This window comes from Streptomyces sp. NPDC088194 (assembly GCF_040702025.1).
Classification (GTDB): Bacteria; Actinomycetota; Actinomycetes; order Streptomycetales; family Streptomycetaceae; genus Actinacidiphila.
In genome coordinates, this window is record NZ_JBFBIV010000097.1 from 1 (window position 1) to 13419 (window position 13419).

The 13419-nt window shown below is 71.1% G+C and carries 12 protein-coding genes and 1 pseudogene; 3 read left to right on the forward strand and 10 right to left on the reverse strand.

Annotation, left to right across the window (positions count from 1 at the left end):
- Window positions 1–144: 144 nt before the first annotated feature.
- The gene (locus AB0399_RS34035; RefSeq protein WP_328465940.1) at window positions 145–273 is read left to right on the forward strand and encodes a hypothetical protein; all 129 of its coding nucleotides are present in this window, start codon (window positions 145–147) and stop codon (window positions 271–273) included.
- Between the two features lie 190 nt (window positions 274–463).
- On the opposite strand, the gene AB0399_RS34040 is transcribed toward AB0399_RS34035, so the two are convergent.
- The 3 genes and pseudogenes from AB0399_RS34040 to AB0399_RS34050 all read right to left on the reverse strand — a co-directional run bounded on the left by AB0399_RS34040 (window position 464) and on the right by AB0399_RS34050 (window position 3555).
- Window positions 464–1459 (reverse strand): YncE family protein, encoded by a 996-nt coding sequence (locus AB0399_RS34040; RefSeq protein WP_329374180.1) that lies wholly within the window; start codon window positions 1457–1459, stop codon window positions 464–466.
- A 153-nt stretch (window positions 1460–1612) separates the two neighbouring features.
- Window positions 1613–3019 (reverse strand): annotated as a pseudogene (locus tag AB0399_RS34045) (alkaline phosphatase family protein); the annotation flags it as partial.
- Between the two features lie 110 nt (window positions 3020–3129).
- A complete protein-coding gene (locus AB0399_RS34050; RefSeq protein ID WP_328474232.1) occupies window positions 3130–3555 on the reverse strand; it encodes a hypothetical protein in 426 nt (141 codons plus the stop codon).
- A 245-nt stretch (window positions 3556–3800) separates the two neighbouring features.
- Between AB0399_RS34050 and AB0399_RS34055 the strand changes: the two genes are divergently transcribed.
- Both AB0399_RS34055 and AB0399_RS34060 read left to right on the forward strand, forming a co-directional pair.
- Window positions 3801–4208: an SRPBCC family protein gene (locus AB0399_RS34055; RefSeq protein WP_329367599.1), complete on the forward strand. Its 408-nt coding sequence runs from the start codon at window positions 3801–3803 to the stop codon at window positions 4206–4208.
- A 133-nt stretch (window positions 4209–4341) separates the two neighbouring features.
- On the forward strand, window positions 4342–4890 hold the full coding sequence (locus AB0399_RS34060; protein ID WP_366413911.1) for an EF-hand domain-containing protein: 549 nt from the start codon (window positions 4342–4344) through the stop codon (window positions 4888–4890).
- A gap of 10 nt (window positions 4891–4900) precedes the next feature.
- On the opposite strand, the gene AB0399_RS34065 is transcribed toward AB0399_RS34060, so the two are convergent.
- From AB0399_RS34065 to AB0399_RS34095, 7 genes are all read right to left on the reverse strand, one after another.
- Window positions 4901–5515, reverse strand: coding sequence for a dihydrofolate reductase family protein (locus AB0399_RS34065; protein WP_366413912.1), 615 nt, complete (start codon window positions 5513–5515; stop codon window positions 4901–4903).
- A gap of 181 nt (window positions 5516–5696) precedes the next feature.
- Window positions 5697–6890 (reverse strand): family 1 glycosylhydrolase, encoded by a 1194-nt coding sequence (locus AB0399_RS34070; protein ID WP_366413913.1) that lies wholly within the window; start codon window positions 6888–6890, stop codon window positions 5697–5699.
- A 19-nt stretch (window positions 6891–6909) separates the two neighbouring features.
- The gene (locus tag AB0399_RS34075) at window positions 6910–7896 is read right to left on the reverse strand and encodes an alpha/beta hydrolase (RefSeq protein ID WP_366413914.1); all 987 of its coding nucleotides are present in this window, start codon (window positions 7894–7896) and stop codon (window positions 6910–6912) included.
- Window positions 7893–9695, reverse strand: coding sequence for an ABC transporter ATP-binding protein (locus tag AB0399_RS34080; protein WP_366413915.1), 1803 nt, complete (start codon window positions 9693–9695; stop codon window positions 7893–7895). The genes AB0399_RS34075 and AB0399_RS34080 overlap by 4 nt, the downstream gene beginning before the upstream one ends.
- Entirely contained in the window at window positions 9692–10669 is a 978-nt protein-coding gene (locus AB0399_RS34085) for an ABC transporter permease (RefSeq protein WP_329367609.1), read from the reverse strand. Before AB0399_RS34085 ends, AB0399_RS34080 begins: the two co-directional genes overlap by 4 nt.
- A 5-nt stretch (window positions 10670–10674) precedes the next feature.
- Window positions 10675–11655, reverse strand: coding sequence for an ABC transporter permease (locus AB0399_RS34090; protein ID WP_329367611.1), 981 nt, complete (start codon window positions 11653–11655; stop codon window positions 10675–10677).
- Window positions 11656–11686: 31 nt separating this feature from the next.
- On the reverse strand, window positions 11687–13339 hold the full coding sequence (locus AB0399_RS34095; protein ID WP_329367613.1) for an ABC transporter substrate-binding protein: 1653 nt from the start codon (window positions 13337–13339) through the stop codon (window positions 11687–11689).
- Between the last annotated feature and the right edge of the window lie 80 nt (window positions 13340–13419).

A 13419-nucleotide genomic window follows, 5' to 3' on the forward strand; every position in this document is an offset into this window, starting at 1 on the left:
CTGCCCGCCAAGGGCGTCTACATCGACGACTCCCTCGCCACCACCTACTGGCAGCAGACGATGGACCTCGCCCTGGCCTGGTGACCCCGGCGAACGGCCCCGAGCAGCAGCGTCCCGCAAACCCGATCGGACAGGTGACCCATCATGCGCAGCACCCGCAAGATCTCCCGTTTCGTGGCCGCTGTCGCCGGCGCGGTCTTCCACGTGGTCGTCCTGGGCGACGTGGGCGCCTCGGCGCTGGAGGCAGGGGTCTTCAGCCGCGGTACGAACTGATCCGTATCCCTCAGGGAGCCGGGCGGGCGGTGCGGGTGACGGGGAGCCGATCGTGCTCCGTCACCCGCACCGCCTGTCCGGCTCCACGGCTGCGCCCGCCGGTCACCCGCACCGCCTGCCGGTCACCCGCACCGCCTGCCGGTCACCCGCACCGCCTGCCGGTCGCCCGCACCGCCCCGGAACTCCCGCGTTACGCGACGACCATCCCGGCCGGGTTGGTGGTCAGACCCAGGGCCGTACTGCCCACGAGCGTGAGCGACTTCGCGTCGATCGCGTCGACCGTCGAGGAGGCGTTCGTGGCGACCCAGACGGTGGAGGCGGTCGCCGTGACGGTGGTCGGGACGTGGTGGACGCCGACGGTCGCGATCACCCGGTCGCGGGCCGCGTCGATCACGGAGACCGTGTCGTCCTTGGAGTTGGTGACGTACACCCGCGAGCCGTCGGGACCGACCGCGACCTGCCACGGCACGCGGCCGACACGGACACGCGTGCGGACCCGGTGGGTGCGCGCGTCGATCACCGAGAGGGTGCCGTGCCAGGTGTTGACGACGTACAGCCGGGTGCCGTCGGGGTGGACGGCGACACCGTTGGAGCCGGCCTGGTCGGTCAGCAGGGCTCGCTGCTCGCCGCTGCCGGTATCCACCACGGACAGGCCGTCGTAGCAGGAGACGTAGAGCGTCCTGCCGTCCGTGGCGGGAGCGAGGGAGTGCGGGGCGTTCCCGGTCTTCCAGGTGGCGGTGACCTGGTCGGAGGCGGTGTCGATCACCGAGAGCGTCCGCGAGCCGCCGAAACCGGTGTCGGGGCCGGTGTTGGCGACGTAGACGCTGCGGCCGTCCGGGGAGGTGGCCAGGCCGTGCGGGTACGGGCCGACGGGGATGCCGGCCGTGATCGTGCCGGTGGCGGTGTCGTAGACCGAGACGGCGTTCTCGCCCGAGCTGCTGAGGTACAGCTTGCCGCCGTCGGCCGACTTCGTCAGGCCGTAGGGGCTCACCCCGGCCCTGACGCTGGCCACGAGCTGGTGGGCGGCCACGTCGATCACCGCGAGGGTGAAGCTGACCACGCCGACGGTGTAGAGGTAGGTGCCGGTGGTGGGGCCGACGCCGGGGACGGCCTCCTGGATGCCGGGGAAGTCGGTGCCCGCGGTGCCGTGCGGGAAGTCGGAGCGGTGCGTGGTGGCGTTCTCCACGATGCGGCTGATGGCGTACGGGCGGCCGCCGGGGTGCCCGGCCGAACCGGCCTTGGGCGCGGCCGGGTTCGTCGTGGACGGGTTCGGCGCGGCCGGGCTCGCCGTGGACGGGTTCGGCGCGGCCGGGTTCGCCGTGGACTTCCCGCCCGCCGGCTCCTGGTGCGGCGGGGTCTGGTCGGCGCCGGGGAACGTGGCCGGCGGCAGCGTCGCGACTTCCTGCTCGGCGGCCCAGAACTGGTCCTTGGTCCCGGGCAGCCGGGGGAACGGCCGGGGAGGGGACGCCGGGAGCCCGAGCGCCGAGGTCAGATCGCCGAAGGTGCTGCGGCGCCAGTCGCTGATGTTGGTCTCGCGCACGCCGGTGATCCGCTCCAGGAAGCGCAGCACCGAGGTGTGGTCGAAGGGCTCGCCGGCCACGTAACCGCCCTGGGTCCAGGGCGAGACGATCAGGCAGGGCACCCGGACGCCGGCGCCGATCGGCACGCCGCCGACGAACTCGCCCGGCGTGCCGGCCGGCGGTGACGGCGGGATCATGTGGTCGAACAGGCCGTCGTTCTCGTCGTAGTTGACGATGAAGACGGTCTTGCGCCACACGTCGGGGTTGGCCGCGATCGCGTCCAGCTGGAGGGCCAGGAAGTCGGCGCCGGCCGCCGGGGTGTAGTCGGGGTGTTCGCTCTGCTCCGAGGTCGGGATGATCCACGAGACGGTCGGCAGGCGGTCGGCGGCCGCGTCCCGCGCGAACTGGTCGGCCGGGCCGATGGTCATGGCGTGCTCGTACAGCGGGTCGCCGGGCTTGGCGTCCTGGTAGGTCCGGAACCACTCCAGCGGATTGGTGCCGTAGTCGTCCTCCTGCTGGTAGACGTGCCAGGAGACCCCTGCCGCGGTGAGGCGCTCCGGGTAGGTGGTCCAGCGGAACGGGGCGGGGATCACGTTGCTGATCACCGGGCCGCCGGCCAGGCCGTCGGGGTCGATGGTGCCGCTCCAGTGGTACAGGCGGTTGGGCCAGGTCGGACCGAGCAGCGAGCAGAAGTACGCGTCGCACAGGGTGAACGACTCGGCGAGCGCGAAGTGGAACGGGATGTCCTCGCGCTGGTAGTAGCCCATCGTGTACGGGCCGTTCGCCGGGCCGTCGGCCGCCCGGTGGGCGGGCAGCCACTGGTCCATCCGGCCGCCGTTGACCGCCGCGTGCTGGACCGTCCAGGCGTGGCTGGTCGAGGGGATCGCCTGCGAGCTGGTCGACTTGGTGTCGAGGTGGAAGGGCAGGAGGTAGCCGTCGGGGTTGACCGCGTCCGGCTGGTAGAAGACCGACCGCCCGGTGGACAGTGTCGCCGCGTCCGGGTCGTCGAAGCCGCGGACCCCGGGCATGGTGCCGAAGTAGTGGTCGAACGACCGGTTCTCCAGCATGAGGATCACGACGTGCTCGATGTCGTCGAGCGATCCCGGGTTCCTGGGCGACTGCGCCATGGCGCGCTGCAGGTTCGGCGGGAGCAGCGTCATCGCCGCCGCCGCGCCGCCGGCACCGAACGCGGACTTCAGGAGTCGTCTACGCGAGAAATCAGCCATGCCACACCTTCACTGCCGAAGATCGTGAACGGCCGTACGACACACCACGTGGTCGTCCGTCGTACGGCGCGTTGGAGACCGAGCCGTTCTCCGTGCGGGTCCGGCGGGCGTCAGTAGACGGTGACGTCCCAGTGGTTGCCCTCGTCGCAGTAGAGGTTGCCCGACGCGGCCTGCCACTGCGGATAGCCGTCGCCGCGGTAGCCGATGTAGGTGAAGCTGTTGTGCACGTAGTTGTCGATGCACGAGTTGTGCGCCAGGTCGACCTTGTAGCCGTTGTAGTGGCTGTAGGTGCCCGAGGCGTGGCCGACCTCGGTGCCGCCGGTGATGTTGATCGCGCAGCCGCTGGCTCCCTTCAGGGTGACCATGGCGTCGACCGTGCCGGAGTTGATCTGGTCGAAGGACGTGCACGTCGAGTTGGACCGGGTGGTGCAGTTGCCGCTGGAGCTCCAGGTGATGCCCGCGGCGGAGAGCTTGGCGGCCGCAGCCGACTGGGACATCTTGGTGCCGCTGGCCTGGGCGAACGGGGCCGCGACCAGAAGGACGCCCGCTGCGGCGACGGTGGCGACGGCGAGTCTGCGAGGACGGATGGGCACGGGGGCCTCCTGTGGTGGGGGAGGGGCGGGAGGTGCGTACGGGGCAGGCTCTCAGGCTAGTCCGAATCGTGAGCATGACAAGTACGGCGGGATGGCGTCCTGGCGAACGAAGCCCCGCCGGGCCGGCGCGGCGCCCCGTGGCCGATTCGTTCAAGACCACCGGGGCGGCGGCTGCCTACCCTCGGGGCATGGAACCGACGAACCCGGCCTCACGGCACGTCAGCACGCACATCGACCGCCCCGCCGGGGAGGTGTACGCCTACGCGTCGAACCCGGCCCACCTGCCCGAGTGGGCCCATGGACTGGGCGATTCCGTCGACCGGGTCGATGGGCAGTGGGTCGCGCAGTCGTCGCCCATGGGGCGGGTGGTGGTGGCGTTCGCACCGGAGAACGAGTTCGGTGTCCTCGATCACGACGTGACCCTGCCGTCGGGTGAGGTCGTCTACAACCCGGTGCGGGTGATCGACGACGGCGCGGGGTCCGAGGTGGTGTTCACGCTTCGCCGGCGGCCCGAGATGAGTGACGAGGAGTTCCGGCGTGACGCGGAGACGGTGGGCGCCGACCTCGCCAGGCTCAAGCGGGTGGTGGAGGGGTGAATGTTCGTTCATATGTACTTATAGATGTGCTTATAGAGGTGTGGGCGCGTCGCGACTTACCGTTGCGGGGTGGCTGCCGCCGCTGACGGCGGGCACGGGTGGGTCGTGTTCCGGCGTCGAGGGGAGACCGCTCATGGCCAGCGCGTTCCAGGAGCGCAAGTTGCGGGGGATGTTCGCGGCGTTCGACACGGACGGCGACGGCTTCCTGCGCGAGGAGGACTTCAGGGCGCTGGTGGCGCGCTGGAGCCGGCTGCCGGAGGTAGGGCCCGGCACGGAACTGCGGGCCCGGGTGGAGACGCTGCTGATGGGCTGGTGGGCGGCGCTGCTGGAAGCCGGGGACGCCAACGCGGACGGATCGGTCGACCTGGGCGAACTGCTCCAGCTCGTCGACAGGTTGCCCTCCATGGTCGCGGAGGTGACGGCGACCGCCGACACGGTCTTCGACGCCGTGGACGCGAACGGCGACGGCCGCATCTCTCCGGCGGAGCACCGCTCGCTGGTCGAGACCTGGAACGGACGGCCGGTGGACATGACGGGCGTCTTCGAACGGCTCGACCTGAACGGCGACGGCCACCTCAGCCGCGAGGAGTTCGCGCTGCTGTGGCGCCAGTTCTGGATCAGCGACGACCCGGCGGAGCCCGGCAACTGGCTCTGCGGCCGGTTCCCGGGCTCGCAGGACTGATCGCCCGGGTTCAGGCGGTGGTGAGGTCGCCGACGGTCGGCTCGCCGGCCCACGTGTAGGAGAGCTGGAGCGACCCGTTCGGGAAGACCCGCGACGTGGCCAGCCGCAGCGCCGAAGGCACCGCGCCGCCCTCGAACACGCGCTTGCCGCTGCCGAGCACCACCGGGTACACCCAGAGGTTCAGCCGGTCCACCAGCCGCTGCGCGAGCAGCGACCGGACCAGGTCGAGGCTGCCGATCACGTGGACGCGGCCGTAGCGCTCCTTGAGCTCGGCCACACCCTCGGCGAGGTCACCGCGAAGGACGCTCGCGCCCTCCCAGCCCAGCGGGTCCTGGAGGGTGCGGGTGGCGACGAACTTCGGGACGCTGTTGAGCAGGCGCGTGAAGTCCATCTCCGCCGGGGCCGTGGGCCAGTACCCCGCGAAGATGTCGTAGGTACGCCGGCCGAGCAGCAGCGCGTCCATGCCCTTGGCCTGCTCGAACACGAGCCCGCCGGATTCGGGGCTGATCAGCGGCGCCTGCCAGCCGCCGAACGCGAAACCGCCCTCGCGGTCCTCCTCGGGCCCGCCCGGTGCCTGCGCGACCCCGTCGAGGGTCATGAACTCGGTGACGACGAGCTCGCTCATGGTGTGCTCCTCCCGGTGGAAACTCTCTCCCCCTGGAGACGACACGGCGGGCCCGGACTCATCGGTGGCTCAGCCGTCCGAGAGCCGAGACGACGGAATCGCGTACGGCCGCACCGGCGTACGGCCGCACCGGCGCGCGGCCGCACCGGCGTACGGCCGCACCCACGCACGACCGCTACCGCTACCGCGGGTCGAGACCGTTGGACCGGGCGACGCCGCCGAGCCAGGCCAGCGACGGCTTGGGGGTGCGCACGAAGGTCTCCCGGTCCACCGAGATCAGGCCGAAGGTCGGCCGGTAGCCGGACGCCCACTCGTAGTTGTCCAGCAGGCTCCAGTGCAGGTAGCCCTCCACCCGCACGCCGTCCTCGATGGCCGCGTGCAGGCCGGCCAGCGCGCCGCGGGTGTAGTCGATCCGCCGGGCGTCGTCGGCGGTGGCGATGCCGTTCTCGGTCACGAAGACCGGCGTGCCCCCGGTCTTCTCCCAGGCGCTGCGCACCCCCAGCTCCAGCGCCCGCGGGTAGTACTCCCACCCGGTCAGCGTGGTCTCGACGCCTTCGGGCACCTGGCGCGGTCCATCCGGGCCGATGATCGTACGGGTGTATGCCTGCACGCCGACCCAGTCGTCGCCGCGCGCGGCCTCCAGGTACCAGTCGTCGCGCTGGTACCCGTAGGCGTGCGCGACCTCCTCGCAGCCCGGCTCGGCCTGGAACGCCTGGGTGGCGACGGTCCATCCGGAGCGGACCCCGCCCACGCCGGACAGCACCTCGCGCGAGCGGCGGTGGCACTCCAGCAGGGTGTCCGCGACCTGGAGGTCCGGCGCCGGCAGGCCGTACGCCACCAGGTTCGCCGGGTCGTCGCCGCCCGCGATCATCGCGGCGATGTTGGGCTCGTTGACGGTGCAGACCCACTTGACGTCGTCGCCCAGCACCGGCAGCGCCAGCTCCGTGAACCGCGCGAAGCGGTCCGCCGCCTTGGGGCTGCGCCACATGCCCTCCTGCGCGAACCAGCGCGGGACGGTGAAGTGCATCAGCGTCACCATCGGGGTGAGGCCCAGCTCCAGCGCGGTGTCCACCATGCGGCGGTAGTGGTCGATCGAGGCGCGCGAGACCACGCCCTCCTCGGGCTCGATCCGGCTCCACTCGATGGAGAACCGGTACGTGTCCAGGCCCGCGTCACGCAGCAGCGTCATGTCCTCGCGGAAGCGGTGGTAGCTGTCGCAGGCGTCACCGGAGGGTTCGGCGATACGGGTGCCGGGTGCGTGTTCGCGCGGCCACCAGTCGTTGTTGATGTTGTTTCCCTCGATCTGGTGGGCGGCGGTTGCGGCGCCCCACAGGAAACGGTCGGGGAAGTGCAGCACGGAGAGAACCTCGTTCATGTGAGAAAGTGACGACCGGTCAGCTGGTGCACGACCAGAAGTCGGAGAGCAGGTCCGCGGTGGCGACCGGGTTCTCCTGGTTGGGAAGATGGCCGGCGCCGGCGATGACCTCGTAGCGGGCGCCGAGGCGTTCGGCCATCGTGCGCTGCCACTCCTGCGGCCAGGCGTCGTCGTGCGCACCGTGGGCGACCAGGACGGGCAGCGCGGTGACGGCCAACTCGGGTGTGGAGTCGGCCGGGTCGGCGAGGATGTCGATGGCGCCCAGCAGGCTGTCCACGCTGGTGCGCATCGAGCGCTCGCGGAGGAACCGTTCGCCCGCGCCGAGCCGGTCGGGGTCGCGCCGTGCGGTCCTGGCCGCTTCGGGCCGGTCGAGGGTCCACAGGTCGATCCGCTTCCCGGCCCCGCGCAGCTTCGCCTCTTCGGCCGCCTTGCGGCCCGGCCAGCCGTGCGGACCCGAGCAGAGCATGGTCAGGTCCTCGAACGCCTCCCGGCCGCCGCTGACCGCGGCCGCCCGGGCCACGGTGCCGCCGAAGCTGTGGCCCACCAGATGGGCGCGTTGCCGGCCCGTCAACTGGGCGACGAGCGAGGCGACATGGAGCACGTCACCGGAGAAGGCGTCCAGCGTGTAGTGCTCCTCGCCGGCCGGCGCCGCCGAGTCGCCCTGCCCGCGCTGGCTGAACGCCCAGGCGTCGAAGCCGCGTTCGGCGAGCAGTGGCAGCAGCGGGACGAAGTCCTCCTTGGAGCCGGTGAAGCCCGGGACCAGCAGCGCGGTGCCGCGCACCGGCTCGCCGGGCCGGCCCTGGGGGAGCGCCCGGAAGGCGGTCAACGGCCCTACCGGAAGGTCCAGTTCGAGGATCTCGATGGAGGCCGGCACCGGAAGCACGCTGAACCGCCGTCCCGGCCGGACGCGTTGCGCCGCCTCGGTCCGGGCCCGCGCCCGCGCGTCCGCGCCGCCGCCGCTCCCGGCCACGCCCGTGCCCCCGCTCATGCCGCCACGCCCGCTCATGCCGCGCCCTCGTCGGGTCCGGCGGCCGCGAACCGGCGCGCGGGCTGCGGGATGGAGTCCAGCAGCCGGGTCGTGTAGTCGTGCTCGGGGAAGCGCAGCACCTGGACGGTCGGCCCCGACTCCACCACCCGGCCCTGGTGGAGCACCATGATCTTGTCGGTCACCATCCGCGCGGACAGCAGGTCATGGGTGATGTAGAGCAGGGAGACGCCGAAGTCGCTGCGCAGGTCGCGCAGCAGGGCCAGCACGCCGGCCCGCAGCGAGACGTCGAGCATGGAGACCGGCTCGTCGGCGATCAGCACCTGCGGGTCGCTCGCCAACGCGCGGGCGATGACGACACGTTGGCGCTGTCCACCGGACAACTCGTGCGGCAGCCGCGCCGCGAACTGCTCGACCGGGGTCAACCCGACGATCTCCAGCAGTTCGAGCACCCGCTTCCTGGCCTCCGCCCCCTTGCGCCCGGTGAAGTTCACCACCGGCCGGGTGAGCGTGTACTCGACCGTGTGCAGCGGGTTGAGCGCGGCGTACGGGTCCTGGAAGACCATCTGGACGTCGGCGTGCAGCTTGTGCAGCTGCCGGCGGCGCAGCCGGTCCACCCGCAGCTCGCCGAAGGAGACGGTGCCGCTGCTGGGCTGCTCCACCCCGGTGATCAGCTTGGCCAGGGTGGACTTCCCCGATCCGCTCTGGCCGACCAGGGCCATCGACTCGCCCGGCTCCAGCCGGAAGGAGACCCCTTCCACGGCGGTGACCGGGGCGTCCCCGCGCCGCCGCCCGGGGTAGACGCGGCTGACGTCCGCCACGACGACGGCGTCCTGTGCGGCCGCGCGGGTCCCGGTACGACCGCCCGCGTGCCCGCCCGCGTGCCCGGAGGAGCGACCGGCCGCGTGGCCACGGCTCCCGGCGGCGGCCGGCGAGGCGTCGTCCGTAGCCGTAGCCGTAGCCGTAGCCGTGTCCGTAGCCGGCTCCGTCGTCTTCGTCGGCTCCACCGCCGGCAGTCCCGGCAGCTCCACGACCTCCGCGCGCGGGTCGGCGTAGTGGCCGAGCAGCGTCTGCGTGTACGGGTGCCGGGGCCGCTGGAAGATCTCCCGGGAGGGGGCGTCCTCCACGATGACCCCGTCCTTCATCACCATCACCCGGGCCGTGGACTCCAGCACCACACCCAGGTCGTGGCTGATCAGGACCGCGGTGAAGCCCTCGCTCTCCTGCAGTTCCCGGATGGTGCGCATCACCGCGTGCTGGACCATCACGTCCAGCGCCGTGGTGGGCTCGTCGAAGACCATCAGCCGCGGTTCGAGGGAGAGCGCGAGCGCGATCGAGACGCGCTGCCGCATGCCGCCGGACAGCTCGCCCGGGTAGCGGTCGAGTACGGACCCGGTCAGCTCGACCTTCTCCAGCAGCTCCACCGCCCGGCCGCGCCGCCGGGGCCGCGGCACATGGCCGTGGGCGGCGAAGATGTCGCCGAAGTGGTGGCCGATGGTGCGCACCGGGTTGAGCGCGTTCATCCCGGACTGCAGGACCATGGCGAAGCCGCCGCGCCGCTGCACCCGCACCTGCTCGGTGTCGAGCCCGGCGATGTCCGTGCCGTCGAAGAGGATGCGGCCCTCGGAGATCCGCGCCGGCGGCTTGGCCAGCCGGGTCAGCGCGAAGCCCAGCGTGGACTTCCCCGATCCGGACTCGCCGACCAGGCCGACGAACTCGCCCTCCTCCAGGCAGAAGGAGGCGTCCTTGACCGCGGTGGTCGGCTCGGCGCCGCGCGGCTCGTAGACGATGCTGAGGTTCCTGACGTCGAGCAGGCTCATCGTCCGTTCCCTTCCCGCAGCCGCGGGTTGCTCAGCCCGTCGACACCGAAGTTGACCAGGGTCATGGCGGTGGCCAGCAGCGCGACGCACAGCCCTGGGGCGAAGAGCAGAATCCACTGGCCGGTGAGGAGGGCGTTGGAGTTCTGCGCCCAGTAGAGCATCGAGCCCCAGCTGACCGTGAAGGGGTCGCCGAGCCCGAGGAAGGACAGCCCGGACTCCGCCAGCACCGCCGCGGTGGCCGCGCCGAAGAAGGAGCCGGCGATCATCGAGGTCATGTTGGGCAGGATCTCCCGGAACACCACCCGGGTCGCGCTCTCGCCGCTGAACAGTGCCGCGGTGACGAAGTCCCGGCTGCGCAGCGACTGGGTCTGCGCCCGCAGCACCCGCGCTCCCCAGGCCCAGCCGGTGATCACGACCACCAGCACGATCATCTTCAGCCCGCCGTTCTGCAGGTAGGCGGCGATGATGATCATCAACGGCAGGCCGGGGACCACCAGGAAGAGGTTGACGACGAAGTTGACCACGTCGCCGAGCCAGCCCCGCAGATAGCCCCAGGACAGCCCGACCGCCACCGCGACCAGCGTGGTCAGGCCGCCGGCGACGAAGCCGACCACGATCGACACCCGTGCCCCGTAGAGCAGTTGGGACAGCACGTCCTCGCCGGCGCCGGTGGTGCCCAGCAGGTGCGCGGAGCTGCCGCCGGTGTCGGGCGGGAAGTTGTTCGCGTGCGGGGAGTACGGCGCGATGAGCGGCGCGAAGATCGCCACCAGGACGAAGACCGCGAGGATCACCAGGCCCACCCGGGCCTTGCCGTTGCTCCACACCGTGCCGAACGAGCGGCCGAAGACCTGGAGCGCGCGCACCACTCCCGAACTCGACGGCGCCGCGGGCGCCATGGCGGCCGGCGGGGCCGAAGCGGCGGGCGTGGACGGCGGAGTCGGCGGGTTCGGCGGGGTCGCAGTAGGGGAAGTCATCTCGGTCACCGCCTGGTCCGGGGGTCGAGGACGCCGTAGAGGACGTCCACGATGAAGTTCGCGACCAGCACGCACACCGTGATCATCAGGAAGAGCGCCTGCATCAGCGGGTAGTCGTGGTTGGTCACCGCGCTGTACAGCAGATGGCCGACACCGGGGTAGTTGAAGACCTGCTCGACCAGCAGCGAACCGCCGACCACGCCACCCAGCGCCATGCCGAAGCCGGTGAGGTTGGGCAGCAGCGCGTTGCGGGCCGCGTAGCGCAGGGCGACGGTGCGCCCGCGCAGGCCGTTGGCCTCGGCGAAGGTCACGTAGTCCTCGCCGATGGTGCCGATCATCGTGTTGCGCATGCCGAGTATCCAGCCGCCGAGCGAGGTCAGCAGGATCGTCAGCGCCGGCAGCACCGCGTGGTAGAGCGAGTCGCCGAGGAAGTCCAGCGAGAAGTTCGGCACCGCGTCCGCGGAGTACGCCCCCGAGGTCGGGAACCAGCCGAAGACGTAGCCGACGAAGAAGACCAGCAGCAGCGCGGTCCAGAAGTAGGGGAACGCCGCGAGGAACGCGCCGGACAGGGTGGGCAGCGAGTCCAGCCAGGTGCCCCGCTTCCACGCCGCGGCCACGCCGATCAGCGAGCCGACGACGAAGGCCAGCACGGTCACCAGGCCGACCATCACCAGGGTCCAGGGCAGCGCCTGGCCCACCATGCCGGAGACCGACTGCGGGAAGAAGGTGTAGGACACCCCGAACCGCAGGTGGACCACGGTGTTCAGGTACTCCACGTACTGGTGCCACCAACTGCCGCTGGGCACGCCCAGCTGGGCCTCGATCGCGGCCCGGGTGGACGGTGCCACCGGGCCGTTCTGCGAGAGCTTCGCGACGGCCGCGTCGGCCGGCGAGCCCGGCATCAGCCGGGGAAGCGCGTAGTTGAGCGTGACCGCCGCCCACATGGTGAGCAGCAGCAGCCCGAACTTGCGCAGGATGTAGCGCATGAGGGGTTCTCCTCGTCCCTTCCGCGGTCGCCTACTGCGCCAACCGCAGATGCGTCATCACCAGAAGTGGGGTGGAACCCCAGGTCATCAAGGACGCATACGGATTCTGCGGGCTGGGCCAGCCCGTGAACTTCTTGTCGCTGGAAAGGCCCCACAGCCCGCCGTAGAAGAGCGAGATCTCCGGCAACTGCTGGTACACCACGCTCTGGAGCTGGTCGGCCAGGCGCTTCTGCTCGGCCGGGTCGGTGGTGGTCCTGAACCGGTCCAGCAGCGCGTCGGTCGCCGGGTCGCCGTAGCGTTGGTAGTTCGACGCGGTGGAGGTGCCCACCGGCTTCTTGAAGGCCGAGTTCAGCAGGTTGTTGTAGTCCTGGTAGAGCGAGCCGGAGCCGCCGACGGTGCCCAGCGCCAGGTCGAAGTCGCCGTTCTGCAGGGACTGCTGGTAGGCGGCGGGCTGCGGCTTGTCGAGCTTGACGGTGATCCCGACCGCGCGGAGCTGCTGGATGATCTCCTGCGCGCCCTGCATCCAGTCCGCCCAGCCGTCCGGCACCGTGAGGTTGACGCTCAGCGGCTTGCCCGCGCTGTTCACCAGCTTGCCGCCGCGCTGGGTGTAGCCGGCCTTGGCGAAGGCGGCGAGCGCGGCCGAGGTGTTCTGGGCCACCATCCCCTGGTTCGGGATGGCGGTGTTGAGCGACGCCTTCTCGTTGGGCAGCAGCAGACCGGTCTGGCTGGCCGCCTTCACGTAGCCCTGCTCCGCCTTGTCGGCGATCTGCTGGCGGTCCAGCGCCAGCGACAGGCCGGTGCGGAAGTCGAGGTTGTCGAACGGCGCCTTGGTGAGGTTGGGCAGCAGCCCGACGATGCCGCCCGGCGGGAACCAGTAGCTGTGGTGCGTCTTGTCCGCCTTCACCCAGGTGTTGTCCACGTTCGGGAAGAAGGAGTACGCCCAGTCGTAGCCCTGGGTGGCGATGGCCAGGTCCGGGCTGGAGCCCGGCACGACGATCTTCTGGACCGCGACCTTGTCGGCCTGCCAGTAACGGTCGTTCTTGGCCAGGGTGTACTGGTTGGGCGTGAAGCGGGCCAGCGTGTACGGGCCGGTGACCACGGGGTTCGGATCGGTGTACGTCACCGGGTTCTTGACGCCGCGCCAGATGTGCTCCGGCACGATGAGCGTCGCCTCGATGACCTTCGCCGCGGGGACGTCGGCGTTCTTCAGGTGGAACACCACGTGGTCGCCGCTGACCGACAGCGAGGCGATGTGCTGCCACACGCCGCCCGTGTCCAGCGCGGGGTGGCTGCGCAGCAGCTCGAAGGTGTAGGCCACGTCGGCCGCCGTGAACGCCTTGCCGTCCGACCAGCGCACGCCCTGCCGGATGTGGAAGTCGACCGTCCTGGCGTTCGGCTGGGTGTAGCCGGTGGCCAGGAACGGCGTCTCCTTGCCGTCGAGGTTGTTGACGACCTCCAGCGGCTCGTACATCCACGTCGTCAGGTTGCGCTTGTTCGGCGAGAACGGGTTGAAGTTCCTGAAGAGGGCCGGCGTGCCGTTGTCGGCACCCCCGACCAGCAGGGTGGTCGGGCCGACATTCGAGGTGCCGGACTTCACGGAGACCGAGCATCCGGTGGCGACGAGTGTGGCGGCGACCCCGAACGCGGCGGCGGCCCTCAGCCGTCTCCCGCTGGCACGCGTCATGGTCGGGCGATCCTCTCCCTTGAGGCCCTCCGAGGAGGGAGGGCGCAGGCTCCTGTCCTGCGCTTTCCGCACTGTATGCG

Excerpts from the sequence above, each read along its gene's own strand:
- AB0399_RS34035 (WP_328465940.1), top strand. The coding sequence starts at position 145 with ATGCGCAGCACCCGCAAGATCTCCCGTTTCGTGGCCGCTGTCGCCGGC.
- AB0399_RS34055 (WP_329367599.1), top strand. The coding sequence starts at position 3,801 with ATGGAACCGACGAACCCGGCCTCACGGCACGTCAGCACGCACATCGAC.
- AB0399_RS34060 (WP_366413911.1), top strand. The coding sequence starts at position 4,342 with ATGGCCAGCGCGTTCCAGGAGCGCAAGTTGCGGGGGATGTTCGCGGCG.
- AB0399_RS34065 (WP_366413912.1), bottom strand. The coding sequence starts at position 5,515 with ATGAGCGAGCTCGTCGTCACCGAGTTCATGACCCTCGACGGGGTCGCG.
- AB0399_RS34070 (WP_366413913.1), bottom strand. The coding sequence starts at position 6,890 with ATGAACGAGGTTCTCTCCGTGCTGCACTTCCCCGACCGTTTCCTGTGG.
- AB0399_RS34075 (WP_366413914.1), bottom strand. The coding sequence starts at position 7,896 with ATGAGCGGGCGTGGCGGCATGAGCGGGGGCACGGGCGTGGCCGGGAGC.
- AB0399_RS34080 (WP_366413915.1), bottom strand. The coding sequence starts at position 9,695 with ATGAGCCTGCTCGACGTCAGGAACCTCAGCATCGTCTACGAGCCGCGC.
- AB0399_RS34085 (WP_329367609.1), bottom strand. The coding sequence starts at position 10,669 with ATGACTTCCCCTACTGCGACCCCGCCGAACCCGCCGACTCCGCCGTCC.
- AB0399_RS34090 (WP_329367611.1), bottom strand. The coding sequence starts at position 11,655 with ATGCGCTACATCCTGCGCAAGTTCGGGCTGCTGCTGCTCACCATGTGG.
- AB0399_RS34095 (WP_329367613.1), bottom strand. The coding sequence starts at position 13,339 with ATGACGCGTGCCAGCGGGAGACGGCTGAGGGCCGCCGCCGCGTTCGGG.